Origin of the sequence: Desulfovibrio sp. JY, from assembly GCA_021730285.1 — a bacterium.
GTDB lineage: Bacteria > Desulfobacterota > Desulfovibrionia > Desulfovibrionales > Desulfovibrionaceae > Solidesulfovibrio.
In genome coordinates this window covers 3,541,681-3,563,325 of the sequence record CP082962.1, presented here as the reverse complement: position 1 = coordinate 3,563,325, position 21,645 = coordinate 3,541,681, and the positions used below count along the sequence as shown (strand labels likewise).

Here is a 21,645-nt window from a genome sequence, read left to right as displayed (position 1 = left end):
GTTTACCCTACCCAGCCAACCGCGTACGATCATACGCCAATCCATCTCCCATCGGAGGTTTCATGGCCAGCCGCGCCAGTCATGATTACTACCGCGACGACATGACCAGGATGCCGCCGCTGCGCTCCATCGCCCAAACGCTTTGCCTGGATCGCCGCGTGCGCAAGGTCACGGCAGCCGAGGCCTATGCCTTGGCCAGAGAGCAGCATGACGTCATGGACACGGACCTGCCGATCTATCCCCCGGCGGCCCGGCGTCTGGGCCTGCCCGAAGGCGCGACGGTCATCGACAACTGCCACGGCCGCATCGTCGGCCGCACGGCCAAGGCCAGGCGCTTTTACAACCGCATGGAGCCGACCGAGCGGCGCAAGGTGGAGGCGGACCTGCGCGAGGCCGTCTACGATATGCAGCGCTATCCGCTGATCAAGGCCGAGGCCATTCTCGGCCTCGACGCCGACCTCATGCTCAAGGCCACCCTCGTGACTACCGAGGACGACGCGGTCAACGTCTTCAACTGGCTGGCCAACTTCACCCCGTACGAAGAGCTGGCCGCGGTCTACGCCAAAAGCCCGGCGCTGCCGATCCCCGACATCCTGGTCGTGGGCTTCAACCAGTGGACCACGACTGACCCGTACTATCACAACGAGGGCGGCGCCCAACTGGCCCTGGTCGACGAGGAAGCCAACGTCATCTTCAACCTCGGCATGCGCTATTTCGGCGAACGCAAGAAGGGCACCCTGACCCTGGCCTGGACCTCGGGCATGCGGCTCGGCATGGCCGCCTGCCACGGCGGCATCAAGGAGATGGACTTTTCCGGCTGCAAGGACCCGGACGTCAAGGCCAAGGGCAAGCGTTCCATCGCCTTTTTCGGCCTTTCCGGCACGGGCAAGTCGTCCCACACCAATTCCCACGACAACGGCGGCACGCTGCCGGCGGGCTTTTCCAAGGTGGTGCTCCACGACGACGCCTTCCAGATCGACTGCGCCGGCAAGGTCTGCCGGGTCTGGGAGCCCACGCTGTTCGACAAGACCGACTCCCGGCCGCTGGGGCATCCGGACTGGCGCTACACGATTTCGGCCATGAACCTGGCCCTCACCGAATCCGACGGCAAGGTGCTGCCGCTCGGGCAGGACGTGCGCAACCCCAACGGCCGGGCGCTCATCGACCGCGACCTGCTCGGGGCCTACGTCAACCGTTGCGCCTTTCCCGACATCATGGTCTGGCTCATGAAGGACACCTGCCTGCCGCCGGTGGTGCGTTTCGCCGACCGGGGGCTGGCCGTGGCCATGGGCGCATCGCTGATGACCCGGCGCAACCTGGCCGAGAACGTCAGCGAGGACGAACTCAAAAAGCTCGTTTTCGAGCCCTTCGCCAACCCCTTCCGGGTCTATGAGCTGTGGAAGGACGTGGAGGCGTTCCTGAACGTGTTCGTGGCCGGCGCCGTGGGCTACGCCTTCAATTCCGTGGGCTTTTGGAAGTCGTCGGACAGGGACCTGCGCAAGATTCCGCTGGCCACCTCGCTGACCCTGCAAACCGCCCTGCTCCTCGACCAGCTTGCCTGGCGCGACTGGGACCTGCTCCCCGGCGCCCAGATTCCGGAAAGGGAAAGCGTGGAACGGCTCCTGCCGGGCTATGCCGCGACCTACGATCCCGAGAACGTGGAAAACCGCGACCGTTATCTGGAAACCCTCAAAGACCGGTTTCACCAGCGCCGGGTGTTCTTGCAGAATTCCGACTTGCACAACAGGCCGGAACTCCTCATGAAGCTTGTCAACGCGCTTATGGCCCGGGCATAATCGCCGGCAAGAACCCACGTATGCGCACGGCTGCCGGCTTTTCGTTGTCCACAACCTCCCGGCCGCCCCGAAGCGGGGGAGTTAGCGCAAAAAGGCGTGCCGCGTCATGAGCCTTCGCTCCATTCTCGGACTGGTCGGCCTGGCCGTATCATTGCCGTTTCTCATCTATCTGGTCTATTTGAGCCAGGCCAAGACCACGACGCCCGACCAGGTCATCTTTCTGGCCTTCGCCTTTTCCATCACCTTCCCGACACTGATCCTGCTGTCGCTTGTGCTCTTTCGCAGCCTCGTCGTCCTGGCCGTTTCCCTGCCGGTCTACGCCGCCTGCATCGTGGCCGGCTACGCCAGGACGTTCATGGCCTTCCAGATCGTCTGCAACAACCGGCTCACGGAATCCTTCCGGGATTGCCTCTACCTGAGCGTATCGCTTTTCACCAATACCGGCTGCACCGACTGCATTCCCACGCCAAGCCTGCGCCTGCTCGCCGCCTCGGAAGCCTTCTTCGGCTACCTGACCCTCGGCGTTTTTTCCGCCTGCCTCATCGTCATCCTGGTGCGGCTCATCACCGCCAACAACCTGCGCTAGGAAGGTGGAAAGCCGCCGGGGGAGGGGCTTTTTTGAAAAAAAGCCCCTCCCCCGGACCCCCTCCGCAAAAAACTTTCACGGTGACAGGGGATGTTCACGATTCGAATTCGCGGCAAAGCAATGCTGCGAAATCCTTAAGGGATTCCAAAGGGCGTGAGCCCTTTGGCCGCCGGAGGCATCCAATCCTCCATTACCCCTGTTCACGAAAGACCAGCTTGGCGGAAAGCGTCTTGCGCACCGGGCAGGCCCTGGCCGCGCGCAAGAGGCGTTGGCGCTCCTCGTCGGTCAGGTCGCCGGAGAGCGTGATCGCGCAGTGAAAGGCCGTAGTCCCGGGTTCGCTGCGATCGAGCGACACGTCGACGCTGACGCCCGTAAGGGCGATGCCGTGATTTTTGGCGTACATGGTGATGATCATGGACGTGCACGAGCCCAGGGCCGCTTCCAGCAGTTCGTGGGGCCGAAAGCCCTGGCCTTGCCCGCCCTTGTCCGCGGGCGCGTCGCACACGCCGGTATGGCCGCCGCTTGAAAACTCCACCTGAAACGGTGTCTCGAGGGTGCGGCATCGTATCATGACAAGTCCCTCCCCGTTGTGTCTGTTTTCTTGGAACTGGCACAGATCGTTTACGATTTCAAGAAAAAGGCCCCGGTCGAAAAACCGGGGCCAAGGCTCGATCGGGTTTTAGCGCCGGGTCAGGGCTGCACCTTGAAGACGTAGGCCGCCTCCGGCTTCAGATATTTCTCGGCCAGCGCCTTGAGGTTCTCCGGGGTAAGCGACTGGGCCGCCTCGACCACCCGGCGATCGTTGTCCAGCGGCAGGCCCTGGGACAGCGACCGGGCCGCCTCGGCGCTACGCGAGGAAAGCGCCTGCCGGTCCCGGTAATAATCCCCGGACAGGACGTTTTTGGCCCGCAGCATCATTTCGTCGGGAAGCGGGGTCTGGCGCAACTGGGCCGCCACCCGCGCAAAGCCGTCCAGGGCCGCACTGGCCTTGTCGGGCGAGGTGCCGATGTAGAAGGCCAAAAAACCGGTCGTATCCGACTGCCAGAGAAACGAGGTCACGGAATACCCAAGGCTCTCGCCGTCGCGCAGGCGGGAAAAAAGCAACCCGCTTTGCCCGGCCAGGACGTTGTTTAAGAGCTCGAGACCCGGGGTGTCCGGCGAGCGCAGGCCCGGCACCGGAAAGACCATGAGCAGATGGGTCTGGTTGCGACCGGGGAGATGCACGGTATCCTCGCGCTTCTCGCCCCACTTGGGCGTGGCGAAGCTAAACGGCTTGGCCGGCCCGTCGGCCTTGGCCAGCTTATCGGCCAGGGCGCGCACGGCGGCGGGATCGAAATCACCGCACACGGCCATTACCCAGGGCCGCTGCCTCTGGGCCGTCCAGAAACCGGCGACGTCCGCGGCCGTGAAGGTCCGCACCGTGTCCGGCTGGCCCAGGCGCGTATAGGCATAGGCGGTGTCGGTATACAGGAACGGGAAGAGCTTGCGGAAGGCGAGCCCGAGCGGCTTGTCCTCCTGGGATTTGATGGCCGCGAGCTGGTCCGACACCTCGCGCGAGACCTCGGCGGGCAAAAGGGCCGGGGTCAGCAGCACATCGGACACAAGGCCGAACATGTCTTTCTGGAACCGGCTGGGAAACTTGGCCGATACGGAAAAGGCGTCGCGCCCGGCCGTCGCGGAAAGGTCGGCGGCCCGGTCGGCCAGGAAATCCTCCAGGGCGTTGGCCGAAAGCTTTTTCGTGCCCGTGGTCAGGCTGTTGGCCACGAGTTCCGCCAGTCCCTGCCTATTTTGCGCCAAAAGCGCGTCCCCGCCGTTGTAGACCAGGGACACGGACACGTAGGGCAGCGTCTTGTCGGGCAACAGCACCAGCGTGTGCCCGCCGCCGAGATCCGCCACCTCGGGCGCGGCCACGCCGCCGGCGGCCTGCGTTGTCGTGGCGGAGGCGGCCTTGGGCGCGGGCCAGGCCTTGTTGGCCAGGGCGGTCAGCGCGTCGGCCGTGACCACCTTTTCGTCGGCCTTGGGCACCAAGGCGGCGACCAGCCGGCGCTCGGGGCGAAGCGTGGCCTCGATGACGGCTTGCAGGGACTTCTGGTCCACCAGACGCACGGCGCGCAGATAGTTGGCCTCGCCGTTGGGATCGTAGCCGTAGAAACGGAAATAGCCCGCCTTCATGGCCATTCCGGCCAGGGTTTCCTTGGCCCGGTACAGGCCGTCCTCGATATTGAGCTTGACCCGGGCCAGTTCATGGTCGGTAAACGACGAACCCCGCAGATGGGCCAGTTCCGTAAGCAGGCCCTGCCAGAAGGCGGCCACGTTCTTGGCGTCCAGGGAAACGTCGATAATAAAAAGCCCGCCCCGCTCCAACGTCATCGACGTGCAGGAAATGTCGTCGACCAGCTTCTTGTCGTACTTGAACGTGCGGTACAGCCGGCTGGTTTCGTCCCCGGCCAAAAGCTGGGCCAACACGTCGAGGGAAGCCTCGTCGGCGGTGCGGATGCCGGGCGTGGGAAAGGAAAGCTGCAGGCGCACCTTGTTCCACTGCCCGTATTCCACCTTGACCATGGGCTGACCCACCGCCATGCCGGGTTGGACGTAGGGGACGATCGGGGTCTGGGGCCGGTCGTTGACCAGGGAGCCGAAAAGTTCCCCGGCCTCCTGCTCGACATCCTCGGCCCGCACCTTGCCGGCGACCACCAGCAGCATGGACTGGGGCTGGTAGCGTTCCTTGACGTAGGCGCGCAGGTCGTCGGCGGTGAACTTCGAGACCGTCTCGGGAAAACCGATGACGGGCCAGCCGTAGGACTGTCCGGGCCAGGCCATGGCCTGGGTCATCTGGAACAGCCGGTTGTCGGGATTGTCCCGCCCCCGGGCCAGTTCCGACAACACCACCTTGCGTTCGGAATCAAGCTCCTCAGGCACGAACTTGGCCCCGAAAATCATGTCCTTGATGACGTCGAGGCCGAGCTTCCAGCGGTCCGCCGGCATGTCCACCCGGAAGGTGGTGCTGTCGAAGCTGGTGGAGGCATTGAGCTCCCCGCCGGCGCCCTCGACGTCCGAAGCCACCTGGCCGGCCGGACGTTTGGCCGTGGATTTGAAGACCATGTGTTCGAGCAGGTGGCTCAGACCCGCCTGTTTGGGCGTTTCGTAGCCCGAGCCGGCATGGACGAAAAGCCGTTCGGACACCAGCGGGAAGCGGTTGTCCTCGATGACCATGACGGTCAGGCCGTTGGGCAGGCGCACGACATGCGGCGGCTCGGCTGCGGCCGCGACAGCGGCCAGGGCGAGCAGCGACGTGAGAAGGAAAAGGGAAAAACGCCAACGCATCAGGGGAACTCCTTTGCTTCAAATAGGGGGCCGGCCGCACGCGGTGGTGCGGGCGGCACATAAAGCATAGGTATTTTGCGCGGCAAGGGAACTTAATTCTGGTTCATCAAACCGGAAGGGAACGCCGCCCCACCCGCTTCGAAGGCCACGGCAACCTTGGTCAGGGCGTAGCGACCGCGCGCCAGTCCCGGGCAGACCGCTTCGACCAGCCGCAAGGGGCTCACGTAGGCTTCGGCGAAAAGGCAGGTGAAGCGCACCGTATGATCGGATTCGCCGGCGGCAATACTGGTGACAAGGGGCCGGGCGTCGATGGAGCGCGGACCTTTTTTCGATTCCCAGGTCACGGCAAAGCTGTCCGCCGCCGTAAACGCGGCCCAGCGTTCCAGGCAGTCCTTGGCGCAGGCGGCGGGTATGACAAGTTCGAAAGTTTCCTCGATGGGATGCGGCACCTTGCGGCCCGGAGGCAACTCCTCCACGGCCACCATGACCAGCCCCTCGGGCAGGTTGGGATTGAGCCTTGCCGGGATGTCGCCGGGAGCCACCGGCTCACGCAGAAAAAGCCCCATCCACTCGGCCTCGCTCGCAACGCCCACCGACAGGGCCCGTCCGAAGGACATCTGGGGCAGCGGATGGTAGCCTGCGGAAAAGCTCGGCCGAAGCCCGGCCCGGCGCAAAGCGCGCTCGAAAAGACGCGTGAGTTCGAGCTGGCTCAGGTACACGGCGCTGCCGGTCTTGGTAAACCACAGGCGCACATGCACGGCCTTGCGGGTCAAATCTTCCTTGGCTGGGGGCGGCGGCGCGGCCACGGCCTCGTGTTCGCGTTCGGGACGGTTGCAGCGCGGGCGGATTTCCGCGTCCCCGGCGGCGCGCAGTTCGCTCTTGCGCCCCTCGAAGTCGCACACGCCGCAGCCCGAGCACTCGCCGTAGCGGCAGTCGGCCGTGATGCGCCCGGCCAGGGCTTTCTGGCGCTCCCGGCGCAAAAAGCCCGGGGTGACGCCGCAGGAAAGATGGTCCCAGGGCAGCGGCGCATCCGGGTCGCGCGCGGCCAGCCACTTGGCCGGGTCCAGCCCGGCTTCGTCGAACACCCGCAGCCAGGGAGCCAGGTCGAACCGGTCGATCCAGGAGCAAAAAAGCGCGCCCTGGCGGTAGGCGGCCTCGACCAGGGGCGCAAGCTCCCGGCCGGCCCGGGAAAAGACGCCTTCGAGAAAGCTCATCTCCGGCTCGTGCCAGCGCAGCGTCAGCCGCCGGTCCGTGGCGAAAAGATCGCGCAGATACCCCACCCGTTCCTTGATCTGTTCCAGACTGATCTGCGCTTCCCACTGAAACGGCGTATGGGTCTTGGGCACGTAGGGCGAGATGGCGGCCGTGACCTGGAGCCTTTTGGTCCCGGGAGGAGCCTGGGCGAGCACCTTTTTGGCCAGTTCGTAAATGCCCCGCACGTCCTCCTCGGTCTCGGTCGGCAGGCCGATCATGAAGTAGAGCTTGACCTGCTGCCAGCCGTGGCCAAAGAGCTTGGCCACGTGGGCCAGGATGTCCTCTTCGGTGATGCCCTTGTTGATGACGTCGCGCAGGCGCTGGGTGGCGGCTTCCGGGGCCACGGTCGCGCCGGTGCGGCGAATGCCGGCCATCATGTCGAGGATGGAGTCGGAGAGCGTGCCGGCCCGCAGTGACGGCAACGACACGGCCACCTGATCCCGGCGGCAGCGGTCGATGGTGTGGGCGAACAGGCTTTCCAGAGCGGAAAAATCGCCGGTGGACAGGGAAAGAAAGGACAGTTCCTCGTAGCCGGTGCGCGAAAGTCCCTCGGCCACGAGTTTTTCCAGCTCGGGCAGGCTGCGCTCCCTGACCGGCCGGTAGATCATGCCGGCATGGCAGAAACGACAGCCGCGCGTGCAGCCCCGGGCGATCTCCACGGCCAAGCGGTCGTGCACGGCCTGGGCAAAGGGCACCACCTGACAGGTGGGAAAGGGAGCCGTGTCCAGATCGGCCACAATCGCCTTGGTCACACGCGCGTAGCCCGGCACCAGGGGGACCGGCGCGCCATCCGGGCCGACGTCGAAAAAGGACGGCACATAGACGCCGGGGATGGCGGTCAGGCGCAGGAGCACGTCGCGCTTCGAAAGGCCGCCCTCCTCCCTGGCCGTGGCCACGGCCTGCAAAATGGCGGGCAGGGCCTCTTCGCCGTCGCCGATGACCATGAGGTCGAAAAACGGGGCCACGGGCTCGGCATTGAAGGCGCAACCGCCGCCGGCGATGACCAGCGGCCCGTCCTCGCTCCGGTCGGCAGCGCGAAAAGGGATGCCGGCCAAATCCAGCATGTACAGCACGTTGGTGTAGCACAGCTCGTGGGTGAGGTGGAACGCCACCACGTCGCAGGCGGCCAGCGGCGTGTCGGACTCCAGGGTGCAAAGCGGCGCGCCCTTCTCGCGCAGAAGCCCCGCGGCCTCGTCGGTCGGCGTGAAGACGCGCTCGGCGGCAAGGCCCGCAACACGGTTGACGGTCTCGTAAAGGATACGCCCGCCCACATAGGACATGCCGACTTCATACATATCCGGAAAGGCCAGGGCGACCCGGGCGCGCACCGAAGCGGCGTCCTTGGCCGTACGGCCCCATTCGGCACCAAGATACTGGGTGGGCTTTTGCAGCCAGGGAGCGAATTCGCGCATAGTTGTGAGAAGAAAATGCGAGAGGGGAAACCCTTTTGCAAAGGGTTCTCCCCTCTCGCGCTCTCCCTTTCCTAAACTTTTTTTTGCGTGTTGCGGGCGCGCCAAGCGCGGATGAATTGCGGAAACAAACCCTATTTCTTCAGGATGCTGGAGAGATTACCCTTGCCGCCGCCCAGGTTGGACAGGGTCTTGAGGTCGCCGGGGGTGGACAGGGTGAGGTTGCTCGTGGCTTCCAGGTAGCGGGTCTTGAGCTCGTCGGGAAACTTCTTGAACTGATAGAGCACGTGGGACAGCTCGATCTCGCCGCCGACCTCGGTCTCGAAGGGATAGCCGAAGGGCAGAAGCAGCATCTGCACGCCCTGCTGGGAAGGAATGGTCTGGAGCAGGGCCACGTCGGTCAGCTTGCCGGCGGCCTCGTCCCATTTGCCGAGCACCGTCTCGCCGTTTATCAGCTTCACCAGGCGGATGTCATAAGCCATGTGGTATTCTCCTTGGGCAAAATTGGCGGCGCGAAAACGCGCCGCCTGTATGAGCTAGACACGGGGGAAGCCCTGTCAAGGCCCGACAATCTATTCGTTGTAGTCGAAAACGGCAAATCCCTGGCTTTTGCAGAGCGCATCCCGCTCGGCCTCGCGCAGATCATTTCGCACCATCTCGGACACCATCTGCTCGATGGTGATCCTCGGCTGCCAGCCCAGACGCTCCCGGGCCTTGGTGGGATCGCCGAGCAGGGTTTCCACCTCTGTCGGCCGGAAATAGCGGGGATCGACGGCCACGAGGCATTTGCCCGTTTCGGCGTCATACCCCTTCTCGTTTGCGCCTTCGCCCTCGAAACGCAGGGGGATGCCGAGCTCAGCCGCGGTCATCGACACGAAGTCGCGCACCGAGGATTGCCGGCCGGTGGCGATGACGAAATCGTCCGGCGCGTCCTGCTGGAGCATGAGCCACTGCATCTCCACGTAATCCTTGGCATGGCCCCAATCGCGAAGCGCGCTCATGTTGCCGAGATACAGGCAATCCTGGAGCCCCAGCTTGATACGGGCCATGGCCCGGGTGATCTTGCGGGTCACAAACGTTTCACCGCGAACCGGGGACTCGTGATTGAAAAGGATGCCGTTGCAGGCATACATGCCGTAGGCCTCGCGGTAGTTGACCGTGATCCAGTAGGCATAGAGCTTGGCCACGGCATAGGGGCTTCGCGGATAAAACGGCGTTTTCTCGGTCTGGGGCGTCTCCACCACCTTGCCGAACAGCTCCGAGGTCGAGGCCTGGTAAAAACGGGTGTGTTTCTCGAGCCCCAGGATGCGGATGGCCTCGAGCAGGCGCAAGGTTCCCAGGGCGTCCACATCGGCGGTATATTCCGGCGACTCGAAGGAGACCTTGACGTGGCTCTGGGCGGCCAGGTTGTAGACCTCGTCCGGCCGGACCTCCTGCATGATGCGGATGAGGTTGGTGGAATCGGACAGGTCGCCGTAGTGCAACATCAGTCTGCGGCCGGTGTCGTGTGGGTCGCTGTAGAGATGGTCAATGCGCTGGGTGTTGAAAAGCGAGGACCGGCGCTTGATGCCATGCACCTCGTAGCCCTTTTGCAGCAGCAATTCGGCCAGATAGGCACCGTCCTGCCCGGTGATACCGGTGATCAGCGCGACTTTGTTCTTCATGGAGCGGTTTTCTCCGGTTGCGGTTGACCCATTTCGTGGGCGACCATGGCCCGGGCCACGTCGGCGGGACCGAGCGTCGCCCGCCAGCCCAGGCGCTGCGCCGCCTTGGACGGGTTGGCCCGGCTTACGGCAATGTCCGAGGGACGAAAAAGGGAGGGGTCCACGTCGACGTGGTCACGCCAGTCAAGGCCGACAGCGTCGAAGGCGTGGGCGGTAAAATCACGCAAGGTGATGGTTTGGCCGGTGGCGATGACGTAATCCTCAGGCGCGTCCTGCTGGAGCATGCGCCACATGGCCTCCACGTACTGGGGGGCGTAGCCCCAGTCCCGGGCCACGTCGATGTTGCCCAGGCGCAGGCGTTCGCCGGAGCCTTTGGCAATGCGGCAGGCGGCGGCAACGATCTTGCGGGTGACGAAGCGCGTCGGGCGAAGCGGCGATTCGTGGTTGAAAAGGATGCCGTTGCAGGCGAAAAGATTATAGGCCTCGCGGTAATTGGCCACCTCGAAATGGGCGGCCGCCTTGGCCACGGCATAGGGACTTCGCGGGGCAAAGGGAGTCGTTTCCGTCGCGGGTTCCCCGCCGGTGTCACCGAAGCAGTCGCTCGACGAGGCGTTGTAGAGCCTGACCGGCGCATTCAGGAAACGCACGGCCTCGAGCAGATTGAGGGTGCCGAGGCTGATGGAGTGGAAGGTTTCCACCGGCTGCTCGAAGGAGAGCCCGACCGAGGACTGCCCGGCCAGGTGGTAGATCTCGTCCGGCACGACCTTGGTCAGCACGGTCAGCACGCTGCGGAAATCGGTCAGCGTCACGGAAAAAAGCGCCACCCGGTCGCGCAGGCCGAGCGCGGCCAGATTGCGAAAGGAAGTCATCTGGGCGTCGCGGGAGGTCCCGGTCACCTGATAGCCCTTCTCCAGCAGCAACCGGGCAAGATAGGCTCCGTCCTGACCGGAGACTCCGAAAATAAGCGCTTTTTTCATGTGGATGGCATCCGAAACGGCCTTTATGGGAAATCATAAGGCCAGTGTAAGGAAACAGTGAAGCTAGTTGTTTCCCGGCTCGGCGTCAACCGGCCCGGTCGTCTCCCCATCCTCTTCGGCGGCTTTGCGGCAGGCGGCGCAAATGCCGTCGATGCGCACCTCCACCCCCATCACGTCCATGGCCATGCGTTCGCCAAGGGCGGTCATGTCCACAAGCGTCTCCGGGGCGGGCAGGCACTCCATGCGGCCGCAACGCAGGCAGTAGGCATGGCAGTGGGCCCGGCTGGAAAAGCGCGGCCCCAGGCAATAGCGAAAGGCCCTATCGCCGGAGCTGTGGCGAAAGGCCAAGCCCTTTTCCACAAAGAGATCGAGAATGCGGTAGAGCGTGACCTTGTTGGCCCGGTGGCGCTCCCGGACCCGGGCCAGAATGTCGGTCGCCGGCAGGGCCTGTCCCTCCCCGGACAGCACCTCGGCCACGCACAGGCGCAAGGACGTGGGTTCGATGCCCGCCCGGGCCAGCATGGCCGCCGCCGGCGTCTGGTGTCCCTGCCCCGCCATGGCCCTTCCTATACGCTTTTCCGGCGGGGCAGGAACCCCACGGCCAGGGTCAGGCAAAAGGTGACCGCGGCCACGGCGATGATGGCCGCGCCGGAGGTCAGGTCGAAGTGGTAGGCAAGCATGAGCCCGGCCAGGCAGAAAAAGATGTTGAGCACGGAGGCGACGACCATGGCCCGGCCCAGGGAAGCGACGCGGCGCATGGCCAGACTCGGGGCCACGGATAAAAGCGCGATGATCAGGATCAGGCCGGCCACGCGGATGAGAAGCACCACCGTCACGGCGGCGAGTCCCGTGAGCAGATAGTGCAGGAACCTGACCGGCGCGCCGCGTACGGCCGCGAACTCCCGGTCGAAAGCCATGGCCACGAAACCGTTGTAGTGCCGCAGCGTCAGCCCGATAAGCACCACGGCCAGCGCGGCCAGGGCATAGAGGTCGGAGACCGGCACGGTGATGATGCTGCCGAAAAGATAGCTCATGAGGTCGGGTTTGTAGCCCGGGGTCAGGTCGAGCAGGATGATGCCGAAGGCCATGCCGGCCGCCCAGAGCACGCCGATGACCGTGTCCGTGTCCTCGAGACGCTTGAGTGTCACGGCGGCCATGAGCAGGGCCGCGGCCACGGTGAAGGCCACGGTGACGGGCAGTACGGGGAGCGCCAGAAAGTAGGCCAGCCCCACCCCGCCGTAGGCGGCATGGGCCGCGCCGCCGGCCAGAAAGACCATGCGGTTGGCCACGATGAGCGTGCCCATGACACCGCAGCACACGGCGGCCAAAAGCGCGGCTATAAGCGCGTGCTGCAAAAAGGGCAGCGTCAGCATATCCGCGATCATCGCGTCTCCAGGGGGGTAAGGCCGGCCAGTTCGGGCGTGATGCGGCGCAGATAGGCGTCCAGGGGACAGGTGTGGCTGTGAACGCCGTAGAGCAGGTCCACCATCTCCTGGGTGAGCTTCGGCTGCGGGGCGTAGAGCACCCGGGCGTTGACGCAGGCAACGGCCGTGACCCCGGCGGCCAGGATGCTGAGATCATGGCTGACGACCAGGGAAGTCACGCCCTGGCCGATGCGCGAGAGCACCTCGTAAAGACAGAATTTGCCCTGGGGGTCGATATTGGCCGTGGGCTCGTCGAGGATGAGCAGGTCCGGGTCGGAAACCAGGGCCCGGGCAATGAGCGTTCGCTGTTTCTGGCCGCCGGAAAGCTCGCAAAAGCGCTTGTCGGCCAAGGGCAGCATTTCCACGCGGGTAAGCGCGGCATCAGCCCGTCGCATTTCGTCGCGACTGAACCGAAAGCCGTATCTGCCCGAGGCAAGCAGGCCCATCAGCGCCACCTCGCGCACCCGTATGGGCAGGTCCTTGCGCTCGGCCACGCCTTCCAGGCGCTGGGGCACGTAGCCGATACGGGCGCTTTGGCGTCCGGGCTCGCGGCCGAAAACGCGGATGGTGCCGGACGTCGGCTGCAGGATGCCGAGGATGAGCTTTAACAGCGTGGTCTTGCCGCCGCCATTCGGGCCGAGCACGGCCAGCCGGTCACCAGGGGCAACGGCCAGGCTGACCCCCGAGAGGGCCGCCTGACCGTTGTAGGCGAACGTCAAGTCGCGGATGTCGACGACGGCTTCGCTCACTTGGCCTCCGACGGACCGGCCATGCCCTGGCGTATGGCCTTTGCCGCCTTGGTGAGGTTGTCCGCCCAGTCGGCGGCCAGGGGATCGAGGGTGGCCACGGTCCCGCCGATGGACTGGGCGATGGTCTCGGCCTGCCTGGCGCTCATTTCGGGCTGCACGAAAATCACTTTGACGTTATCCTTTTTGGCTTCCTTGACCAGCGTGGCCAGGGCCCGGGGGCCGGGTTCGCGGCCGAGCTGCTCGATGGGCTCCTGGGTCAGACCGTAATCCCGGGCAAAATACCCCCAGGAAGGGTGGAAGACCATGAAAACATGTTCCCCGGGGGGCAGACCGGCAAACTCTTTTTTTATCGCGGCGTCAAGGGCGTCGCACGAGGAAGCGAAGCGCTCGTAGCCGGCCCGGTAGTCGGCCGCGCCGGCGGGATCGGCCGCAATCAGGCCGTCGCGCATGTTGGCCCCGATTTTCTTGGCCAGTTCCGGCGACAGCCAGATATGGGGATCGGGTTCTCCCGCGTGGTGGTGATGGCCGTGGGCCTCGGCATGGCCGGCCTTGTCGTGGTCCTGGCCTTCCGCTGCATGCTCGTGTTCGTGTTCCTCAGCCTCGTGGTCATGGGCGAGCATGGGCATTTTTTCGATGCCCGCGTCGGTAGGCACGATAGCCATCTTCGGGCTGGCGGCCTTGAACCGGGGCAGCCAGGCGTTCTCGAAATCCATGCCGATGCCGAAATAGACGGCCGCCTTGCCGAGTTCGGCCAGTTGCCGGGGTTTGGGCTCATAGGTGTGGGCATCGGTTCCGGCCGGGACCATGACCAGGGCGTCGGCCCGGTCGCCGGCGATCTGTTTGAGGAAATAGGCCTGGGGCGCGATGCTGACGGCGACCAGCATTTTGGCCTGGGCCGGCACGGCGGCCGCGAACAGCAGTCCCGCCAGCAACAACATGAGGCGTTTCATGGCAGCTCCTTTTCCCTGCGCGGGCAGGGTAAAGGCAGATGCAACAGAGTTGCATGGCAAAGTCAAGCCTCACCGGTCCTCAAAATGCAAAAGAGTTGCATTTTCTAAAAACTATTGAAAAGACTGATGGATGAAGAAAATGCTGTTTCCTGGCCGTGTCCGGTCAGGCACCCAATCGCGGCAGCGCGGCACAGGCGGCGTAAGCGTCGCGCACAACCTGCGCCGTGCGCTCCCAGGAAAAAAGCCCGGCCCGGGCCAGTGATTTCTGCCGCAGCGCTTCCCGCAAGGCGGCAACGTCCGCGAGCTTCGCCATGGCCTGGGCCAGTCCCGCCACATCCAGCGGATCGACCATGATGGCCGCCTCCCCCGCCACCTCGGGCAGGGACGTGGCGTCGGAACAGATGACCGCCGCGCCAAGGTTCATGGCCTCCAGCACCGGCAGGCCGAAGCCCTCGAAAAGCGAGGGATAGAGAAAGGCGTGGCAGTTGGCGTAGAGCCAGGCCAGCTCGGCGTCGGACACATAGCCCGTAAAAACGAGATGGTCGGCAATGCCGAGTTCCCCCACCGTGCGGGCCACATCGTCCATGAGCCAGCCCTTGCCCCCGGCCAGGACCAGCGGCATCTCCCCACCCGTTTCCTTGCGCCAGGCGGCGTAGGCAGCAAAGAGCCGCTCATGGTTCTTGCGCGGCTCGATGGTGCCCACACAAAGCCAATAGCCCCCGGGCGCGAGAGCGTCGGCGTTACGCGGCCGGGCCTGCGGCGAAGCGGTCGAAAAGCGGCTGGCCAGGGGCGCGACAACCGCCCGGGATCGCGGATACTGCGGAAAAATCCTCAAGAAGTGGTCGAGGGAATATTCGGAGATGGACACCACGTAATCCGCCGTGGTCGCGGCCCGGAACACGCCGTCGAAACAGCCGGTGCGGTTGCCCTCAGTGGTCCAGACCGGGTTGTCCAGAAACGACAGGTCGTAGAGCGTGTAGACAAGCCGGGCGCGGGCAAGCCCCGTGGGACAAAAGAAATTGTTGGCGTGGACAATATCCGGGTTGCCGAGCCTGGCTTCGAAATCGGCCGGCGGCTGGCGGAAAAAGCGTTTCTGATTCCAGAACCGACGAAAGGTCGGCCCCAGGCGAAAGCGGCTTCCGGCCGGACGCAGGCAAGCCTTGGGCCGGGATTCCCACCAGAAATCCCCAAAGGCCGGATAGAGCACGTAGTCGTTGTCCCGGTCGACGGCAGCCAGGGCGGCAAGCAGGCCGGCGGCGAAATAGCCGCAACCCGCCTTGCCAGCGCCGGTCTGGGACACGTCGAAGCCGATTTTCATAGCGTCCCGCCGGGACGAACGAGCCCGCGCGTGAGCCACGACAGCGTGGTGCGGGCAAGCGCCGCCGAAACACCCCGGTTCCAGCGAACGGAAGCGCCGAGCGAGGCCAGGGCCACGGCCGGAGTGAAGGCCAGGCCCTTTTCGGCAAGCTTCCACTGCTCCCGGACCAGGGCATGGGCGTAGTTGCACAGCCAGCGGTCGGGCACCCGGCCGAAGGTGGCGGCCATCATGTCGTTGATCTCGGCATGCACTTTAAGCTTCGCGCCCGAGGTCTTGGTCTGGGGATAAAAACGCGAGCCGGCCAGCTTTCGCGGCAGATAGGCGAAAACCGCCCCGCCCTTGGCCAGCCGCAGCCAGAACTCGTAATCCAGGGTGTATTGCCAGCGCAGGTCGAGGGCCCCGAACCGCTCCACCACCCGCCGCCGGAAAAAAGCGGCCGGCTGGCAGATGATGCAGCGATCCTTGAGCCGCTCCAGGCTGAACGGTTCGGCCGGATAGGGCTCGATGACGGCGTCGTCCACATCGATATGGTCGCCGTCGCCGTAGACCACATCCACGTCCGGTCGGGCCTCGAAAACCTCAAGCACCGCTTGAAGGGTTCCGGGGGAGTAGACGTCGTCGGAATTGAGCCAGGCAAGGACCTCGCCCGTGGTCGCGGCAATGCCCTTGTTGATGGCGTCGGGCTGCCCCTTGTCGCGCTCGGAACGGTAGCGCAGCCGGCCGCCGTAGCTTTGTAAAATCGAGACGGTCTCGTCCGTGCTGCCGCCGTCCATGACCACGTATTCCAGGTCGAACGCGCCTTGCTGGGACAGCACGCTTTCGATGGTACGGCCGATGAAGCGCCCCTGGTTGTAGGACGGGGTGATGGCGCTGACGCTTAACATGCCCTGCCCTCATCGCCATAGCGCAGGTCCACGTCCCGGGCCCCGTCGGTCAGGCGCAGCTCCAGGCAGCGCGCGGAGAGTTTGCGCCGGTCCGCCCCAGGACCGACGGCGTCGTCGCGCCGCGCGCCCTCGAAAAGAAATTCCACGTAGCCGCCATGAGGCGGCACGTCCGGGTCGATAGCGGCCGATTTCCCCGGAGTCAGGGTCACCGGCTTACCGTACGGCTTGCCGTTGACCATGGTCACGATGCGCACCTGTCCCGACGGCGCGCCGGCCGGCAGATCGAAGCGTGCCCGCAGCCATTGGCGATGGGCCGCAGGGCCGCAGGCCACGAACAGCCGCGAGCCGCACCAGCCGTCGCCATAGAGCCCGCGCACGGCCGTGCTCTGGGACACGGGTCGGGCCAGCACGTCCTCGAAGACGGCAAGGTACTTGCGGGCCATATCGTCCGGGCCGCCGAAAAAGCCGAGGCGCTCTCGGCCCTTGCGCACAAGCTCCTCGGCCACCCCGGGCTCGTCCAACAGGCGGGTCAGCGCCGCCACGATGTCGTCGGGTCGCCGGGGGTCGAAATACAGCGCCGCGTCGCCGCCGACCTCGGGCAGGCTGGTGACGTCGGAGCAGACGATGGGCGTGCCAACAGCCATGGCCTCGACCAGCGGCATGCCGAAGCCCTCGAAGAGCGAGGGAAAGACCAGGGCCCGGGCCCCGGTCAGAAGCGTCGAGAGGTCCGCGTCGGAAACGTAGCCGGCAAAGACCGCCCGCCCCTCCAGGCCAAGGGCGGCCACGGCCTGTCCCAGTTCCTGGCGCAGGCCCGTATCCGCGCCGGTCAGGACCAGCCGCAACGGCTCCGGCCGGCCGGCGGCCAGCATGCCAAAGGCGGTCAAGAGCATGCGGTGGTTTTTATGGGGCCAGAAATTGGCCGGATAGAGCAGATAGTCGTCCCCCTCGAGCCCCAGCCGTTCCCGTATGGCCGCGACAGCCGCCGCATCGGTGCGCGTAAGCCGCCTGGGCAGGGAGATGTGCACCGTGGCCGTGCGGCCGTCCGGCACGTTGCCCTGTTCCAGCACGGTGCGCCGGGCGAATTCGGAAATGCATACCAGCCGCTCGCAACACCGGGCGGCGGTCAGGAACGTCCGCTCCCGGCCGGCTTCCTCGTCGGGGCTGAAAAACTGTGGATAATAGGCGTATTGCAGGTCGTAGATGACCGAAACGGCCGGCACGTCGGGATGATGGAAATAGGGCATGGTGAAGGGACAAAAGAGCAGGTCCACCTTTTTGCCCTGCCAGTGCGACAGCGCCTTGCCCGCCCCGACCGCGCCCACTTTGACGCGCTCCATGTTGGGCGCGTCCAGGTGCGACAACTCGTCATACGCCGCGTCCGAGACAATGCATACGAATCGCCAGTGCGGTCGCATGTCGCGCAGGGCATGGAGCAGCAGGATGGTCATGAGCTTGGCCCCGCCGTTGTCCCCGCCAGGGAGCACCGGCGTCAGGTCCACGGCCACCAGGATGTCCCCGGCCGTATCCCGCGCCGCAAGCTCCCGACGCAACCCGGGCGCGGCCAGCACGTACTTGACGGCTTTATTGAAAGCCCAGGCCGCCCGGCCCCAGCGCAAAAGCACCTTGTTGACAAGGCGCGGCAGCCGTCCCTGAGCCGTCCAGCCCGAGGCCGTCTCGCGGATCACGCCTTCCAGGCCGCCCAGGCTCGCCGCTTCGGCTCCGCACAACTCCGCCGCCTGCTTCTCGGCCGCCTCGGCCCGGCCGGTCAGGTCCAGCATGGCCTGGATCATGCGACCGTCCGGCGTGGCGCAAAGGACCTTCTCCACAGCCTCCCGGCCATGGTCGGCAATTTCCTGCCGTCCGGCCACGAACAGCATGTCGTAGGGGAAAAGCGGCGTCTCGAAGCGGAAATGCCCCAGCCCGGCAAAGCTGAAGAGTTCGCGCACGGCCTTTTCGCTGTACAGATACAGATGCTCCGCCGGCAGCAACATGCGCGAAAACGGATTGCCCTCGGTCAGAAGCCGTTCATGGGCCATGCCGGCCGGAAACCGGGGCGTTTGGACAAAAACGATGCCGCCCGGAGCCAGAAGCGTGCCCACGCGGCGCAACATCTCCACCGGATCGGGCAGATGCTCCAGCACGTCCATAAGCACCACGGCGCAAAGGCTCCCCGGCGCGATCTCCTGCTCCTCCAGCGGACCGGACAGCACCGTCACGCCAAAAAGTCCGCCGGCGATCCCGGCAACGGAGGCGTCCAGCTCCAATCCGCGCGCCCGAAATCCGGCCTTGCCCAACAGCGCCGTAAAACCGCCATGGGCACAGCCCAGTTCCAGCACGTCGCCGGGCGGCAGACAGGCCTTCAAGAACCGCCGCAGCCAATAGACGCACCGCTCGGGCAAATCCAGCCGCGCCCGGGTCTCGATGGTCGGCTGGCCCAGATCGGACTCCTGGTGCCCGAACCAATAGTCGCGGCCATAGCCTTCCTCGCGATCCTCCCGAGACACCAACGTGCCACAGGCCGGACACAACATGTACCCGTCGCTATAAGGCTCCAGCCCGCCCGTTCCGCACCAACACTGCCGCATTGTGGCTCCTTGGGGAGGAGAGGAAGAAGAGGTGGAACCGGGGGAGGGAACCCCTTTTTGCAAAAAGGGGTTCCCTCCCCCGGACCCCCACCCTCCCCAAAAACTCTTAAAGGGGATAGAGGAATGCGCTATCTTCCATTCCGTTCGCCCTATTCCTTAAATTCTTCCATGCGGCGCTTCGCCGCTGGCGCACCTTGTCGCCGCAATCGCGTCCGGCGTCGAGGGGCCCCAGCCCCTCGTGCCGCCGGGCCGATTGCGGCGACAAACGTCGAGGCCCCGCCGTTCCCCAAAAACTCGGCACCCTACCCCACCCCGGTAAAAGGGGGTCCGGGGGACATCAAGTCCCCCGGCGAAGGGGTGCAGGGGAGGCAGAGCCTCCCCTGCCGGGGCCCGGGGCAGCGCCCCGGCGGCCTTCCCCGCCGCCACCATACAGCCGCATGGCCGCCTGTCCGGGCAGGTTGGCCACGCCGTGGTGGGTGAGCTGCACGGGCGTGGTGTCGCGGCTGCGGAAGGTGACCATGAGATCCCCGGCCTTGGTCAGGATGGAGATGACGGTGGTGCGGCTCTCCAGTTCCTGATGGGAAAGGTTCGAGCGGCGGTTGAAGTCCGCGAGGCTCAGGGCCGAAAAGCCAAGGTTGAAGGTATATTCGCCGGGAGCCAGGTCCAGGCTGATATCGAAGCGCACGCGCAGGCTTGCCCCGGCCGGGGTGGCGGTCGGGTGTTCGCAGTTAAATTGCAGGGTGTTCTTGCCGAACACGATGACGCGCTTGTCGTTTATGATCTCCACGCCGGCCACGGCCACTTCCAGGTCATGGGCGACGGCGTAGCGGCAGAAAATGGAGACGGTCTCGCCCTGCTCGAAGCTGCGGCAGGCATGGCCCGAGGCGTCGCAGACGGCCACGTGGGTGCAGGCGGCCCAGTCGTTGCTGGCGGCGGCTACGCTTGCAAGGTCAAGGAAGGCGTCGGGCTCCGGCCAAAAGCCGTCGTCATCCTCCTCGGCGGGAAGCTCCAGGGACAGGGGTGTATTTTCACCGGAGGACCGGGAGGCAGATCCGCCGCCGTCGCCGACCATGTAGCGTTTGACCGCCGCTGCCGCGTCGCCGAGAAACGCGGCCCGGCCGCGTTCGATAAGAAGCGCCCGGTGGCAGAACTGGGCCACGTCGTTCATGGCATGGGACACGAGCACCACCACCGTGCCGCGCGAAAGCAGCCCTTCCAGTCGCTGGTAGCATTTCTGGCGGAAAAAGACGTCGCCCACGGCCAGCGCCTCGTCGATGATGAGCACTTCCGGCTCCAGGCTCGTGGTCACGGCAAAGGCCAGACGCAGAAACATGCCGCTGGAATAGGTCTTGACCGGCTGGTCGAAATGGGGGCCGATGTCGGCAAAAGCCGCCACCTCCTCCATGCGCTCCTCGACCACGCTACGCGGGATGCCGAGCACGGCGGCGTTGACGTAGACGTTCTGGCGGCCGGTGAATTCCGGCTTGAACCCGGAGCCGAGTTCCAAAAGCGCGGTGGTGCGTTCGGGCAGGACCACCTCGCCGGCGGTGGGCTCGAGGACGCCGGCCAGGATTTGCAGCAGGGTGGATTTGCCGGCCCCGTTTTTGCCGATGATGCCGAAGGCCTCGCCGGGCATGACCGTAAAGGAGATGTCGCGAAGCGCCCAATGCTCGCGGTAAAGCGGCTTGCCGCCGGGCCAGAGCAGCTGGCGCAACCGGTCCTGGGGCCGGTCGTAGAGTTCGTACATCTTGGAGACGCCCCGGGCGTCGATGACGGGGGATACGTCAGACGGCATCGGCAAAAAGCCTCTTGACGCTCATGAAAAAGGCGTATCCGGCCAGCATGACCAGGGCGCTGGCGAGCGTGACCAGGGCGAGCGCCGTCCAATCGGGCATCTGTCCCCAGATGATGGTGCGGCGCAGGTGGTCGACCACGGGATGCAGGGGATTAAGCGCCAGCAGGTGGCGGTAGGGTTCGGGCACGGCGGAAAGCGGATACAGGATGGGCGTGGCGAAAAAGTAGAGCTGCACGGCCACGGCCACCATGTTGCCGAGGTCCTTGAGGAACACGCCGACCGGGGCCAGGAACCAGCAGATGCCGAGGGTGAACATGGTCAGCGGAATGTAGGCCAGGGGCGCGAAAACGATGGTCCAGGAAAGCGAGCCGGTGGTAATGAGTACGCCAAGGGCCACCAACCCCAGGCTGATAAAGGATTCCAGAATGGCGGCGCACAGGATGCCGACCGGCAGGATTTCCAGGGGGAAGAGCACCTTTTTGATGAAATTGACGTTTTCCGTGAGCAGCCTTGGCGTGCGGTTGACGCTGCCGGCAAAGACTTCGAAAATCGCCAAGCCCGTAAAAAGGATCAGCGCATAGCCGGTGATGCCCCCGTCATGGCCCGCGCCGCCGGCCCATCGAGCCTTGAACACGACCGAAAAAACGAAGGTATAAACGGCCAGGGTGGCCAGGGGGGAAACCAGCCCCCACAAAAAGCCAAGTTGGGCGCCGTGGTAGCGCGACAGAAATTCGATGCGGGCAAAGGTGGCAAGCACCTCGCGCCGTCGCCAGAAATGCCGCGCAAAGCCCGCCGGCGAAAGACCGGCCAAAAGGCCGGACCAAAACGATCCGGCACGGGGCCTTCGCACGACCATAACCATTTGAGACGCCTGCATGGAGCCGGTTGCATATTCGATGGAATTGACGCATGTCAACGCATCCGTCGATA

16 protein-coding genes and 1 pseudogene are annotated in these 21,645 nt (G+C 65.1%); 2 read left to right on the top strand and 15 right to left on the bottom strand.

Translation table 11 applies throughout. The features are described from left to right. Positions 1–62: 62 nt before the first annotated feature. Positions 63–1,796 carry a phosphoenolpyruvate carboxykinase (ATP) gene (locus tag K9F62_15900; protein ID UJX40170.1) on the top strand — a complete coding sequence of 578 codons (1,734 nt, stop codon included), beginning with the start codon at positions 63–65 and terminating at the stop codon, positions 1,794–1,796. A gap of 106 nt (positions 1,797–1,902) precedes the next feature. Further along, the gene (locus K9F62_15895; GenBank protein UJX40169.1) at positions 1,903–2,382 is read left to right on the top strand and encodes an Ion channel; all 480 of its coding nucleotides are present in this window, start codon (positions 1,903–1,905) and stop codon (positions 2,380–2,382) included. A 190-nt stretch (positions 2,383–2,572) separates the two neighbouring features. Here K9F62_15895 and K9F62_15890 read toward each other — a convergent pair whose 3' ends face one another. The 15 genes and pseudogenes from K9F62_15890 to K9F62_15820 form a co-directional block, all read right to left on the bottom strand. Beyond that, the gene (locus tag K9F62_15890; GenBank protein UJX40168.1) at positions 2,573–2,953 is read right to left on the bottom strand and encodes an OsmC family protein; all 381 of its coding nucleotides are present in this window, start codon (positions 2,951–2,953) and stop codon (positions 2,573–2,575) included. Between the two features lie 119 nt (positions 2,954–3,072). After that, the gene (locus K9F62_15885) at positions 3,073–5,706 is read right to left on the bottom strand and encodes an insulinase family protein (protein ID UJX40167.1); all 2,634 of its coding nucleotides are present in this window, start codon (positions 5,704–5,706) and stop codon (positions 3,073–3,075) included. A 92-nt stretch (positions 5,707–5,798) separates the two neighbouring features. Continuing rightward, positions 5,799–8,372 carry a TIGR03960 family B12-binding radical SAM protein gene (locus tag K9F62_15880; GenBank protein UJX40166.1) on the bottom strand — a complete coding sequence of 858 codons (2,574 nt, stop codon included), beginning with the start codon at positions 8,370–8,372 and terminating at the stop codon, positions 5,799–5,801. A 131-nt stretch (positions 8,373–8,503) separates the two neighbouring features. Beyond that, positions 8,504–8,851 carry a hypothetical protein gene (locus K9F62_15875; protein UJX40165.1) on the bottom strand — a complete coding sequence of 116 codons (348 nt, stop codon included), beginning with the start codon at positions 8,849–8,851 and terminating at the stop codon, positions 8,504–8,506. A 90-nt stretch (positions 8,852–8,941) separates the two neighbouring features. After that, the gene (gene gmd, locus K9F62_15870) at positions 8,942–10,033 is read right to left on the bottom strand and encodes a GDP-mannose 4,6-dehydratase (protein UJX40164.1); all 1,092 of its coding nucleotides are present in this window, start codon (positions 10,031–10,033) and stop codon (positions 8,942–8,944) included. Continuing rightward, positions 10,030–11,010, bottom strand: coding sequence for a GDP-mannose 4,6-dehydratase (locus K9F62_15865; GenBank protein UJX40163.1), 981 nt, complete (start codon positions 11,008–11,010; stop codon positions 10,030–10,032). The genes gmd and K9F62_15865 overlap by 4 nt, the downstream gene beginning before the upstream one ends. Before the next feature lie 63 nt (positions 11,011–11,073). Continuing rightward, complete coding sequence (locus K9F62_15860; GenBank protein UJX40162.1) at positions 11,074–11,568, bottom strand: transcriptional repressor; 495 nt, start codon at positions 11,566–11,568, stop codon at positions 11,074–11,076. An 8-nt stretch (positions 11,569–11,576) separates the two neighbouring features. After that, a complete protein-coding gene (locus K9F62_15855) occupies positions 11,577–12,395 on the bottom strand; it encodes a metal ABC transporter permease (GenBank protein UJX40161.1) in 819 nt (272 codons plus the stop codon). Beyond that, positions 12,392–13,183 (bottom strand): ABC transporter ATP-binding protein, encoded by a 792-nt coding sequence (locus K9F62_15850; protein ID UJX40160.1) that lies wholly within the window; start codon positions 13,181–13,183, stop codon positions 12,392–12,394. The genes K9F62_15855 and K9F62_15850 overlap by 4 nt, the downstream gene beginning before the upstream one ends. Beyond that, positions 13,180–14,133, bottom strand: coding sequence for a zinc ABC transporter substrate-binding protein (locus K9F62_15845; GenBank protein ID UJX40159.1), 954 nt, complete (start codon positions 14,131–14,133; stop codon positions 13,180–13,182). The genes K9F62_15850 and K9F62_15845 overlap by 4 nt, the downstream gene beginning before the upstream one ends. Before the next feature lie 163 nt (positions 14,134–14,296). Continuing rightward, positions 14,297–15,451, bottom strand: coding sequence for a glycosyltransferase family 4 protein (locus tag K9F62_15840; protein ID UJX40158.1), 1,155 nt, complete (start codon positions 15,449–15,451; stop codon positions 14,297–14,299). Continuing rightward, positions 15,448–16,335 (bottom strand): glycosyltransferase, encoded by an 888-nt coding sequence (locus K9F62_15835; protein ID UJX40157.1) that lies wholly within the window; start codon positions 16,333–16,335, stop codon positions 15,448–15,450. The genes K9F62_15840 and K9F62_15835 overlap by 4 nt, the downstream gene beginning before the upstream one ends. After that, positions 16,329–18,920 carry a glycosyltransferase gene (locus K9F62_15830; GenBank protein UJX40156.1) on the bottom strand — a complete coding sequence of 864 codons (2,592 nt, stop codon included), beginning with the start codon at positions 18,918–18,920 and terminating at the stop codon, positions 16,329–16,331. Before K9F62_15830 ends, K9F62_15835 begins: the two co-directional genes overlap by 7 nt. 421 nt (positions 18,921–19,341) lie before the next feature. Beyond that, a pseudogene (locus K9F62_15825) lies at positions 19,342–20,715 on the bottom strand (ABC transporter ATP-binding protein). Continuing rightward, complete coding sequence (locus K9F62_15820; protein UJX43228.1) at positions 20,705–21,571, bottom strand: ABC transporter permease; 867 nt, start codon at positions 21,569–21,571, stop codon at positions 20,705–20,707. The pseudogene K9F62_15825 and the gene K9F62_15820 overlap by 11 nt, the downstream one beginning before the upstream one ends. Between the last annotated feature and the right edge of the window lie 74 nt (positions 21,572–21,645).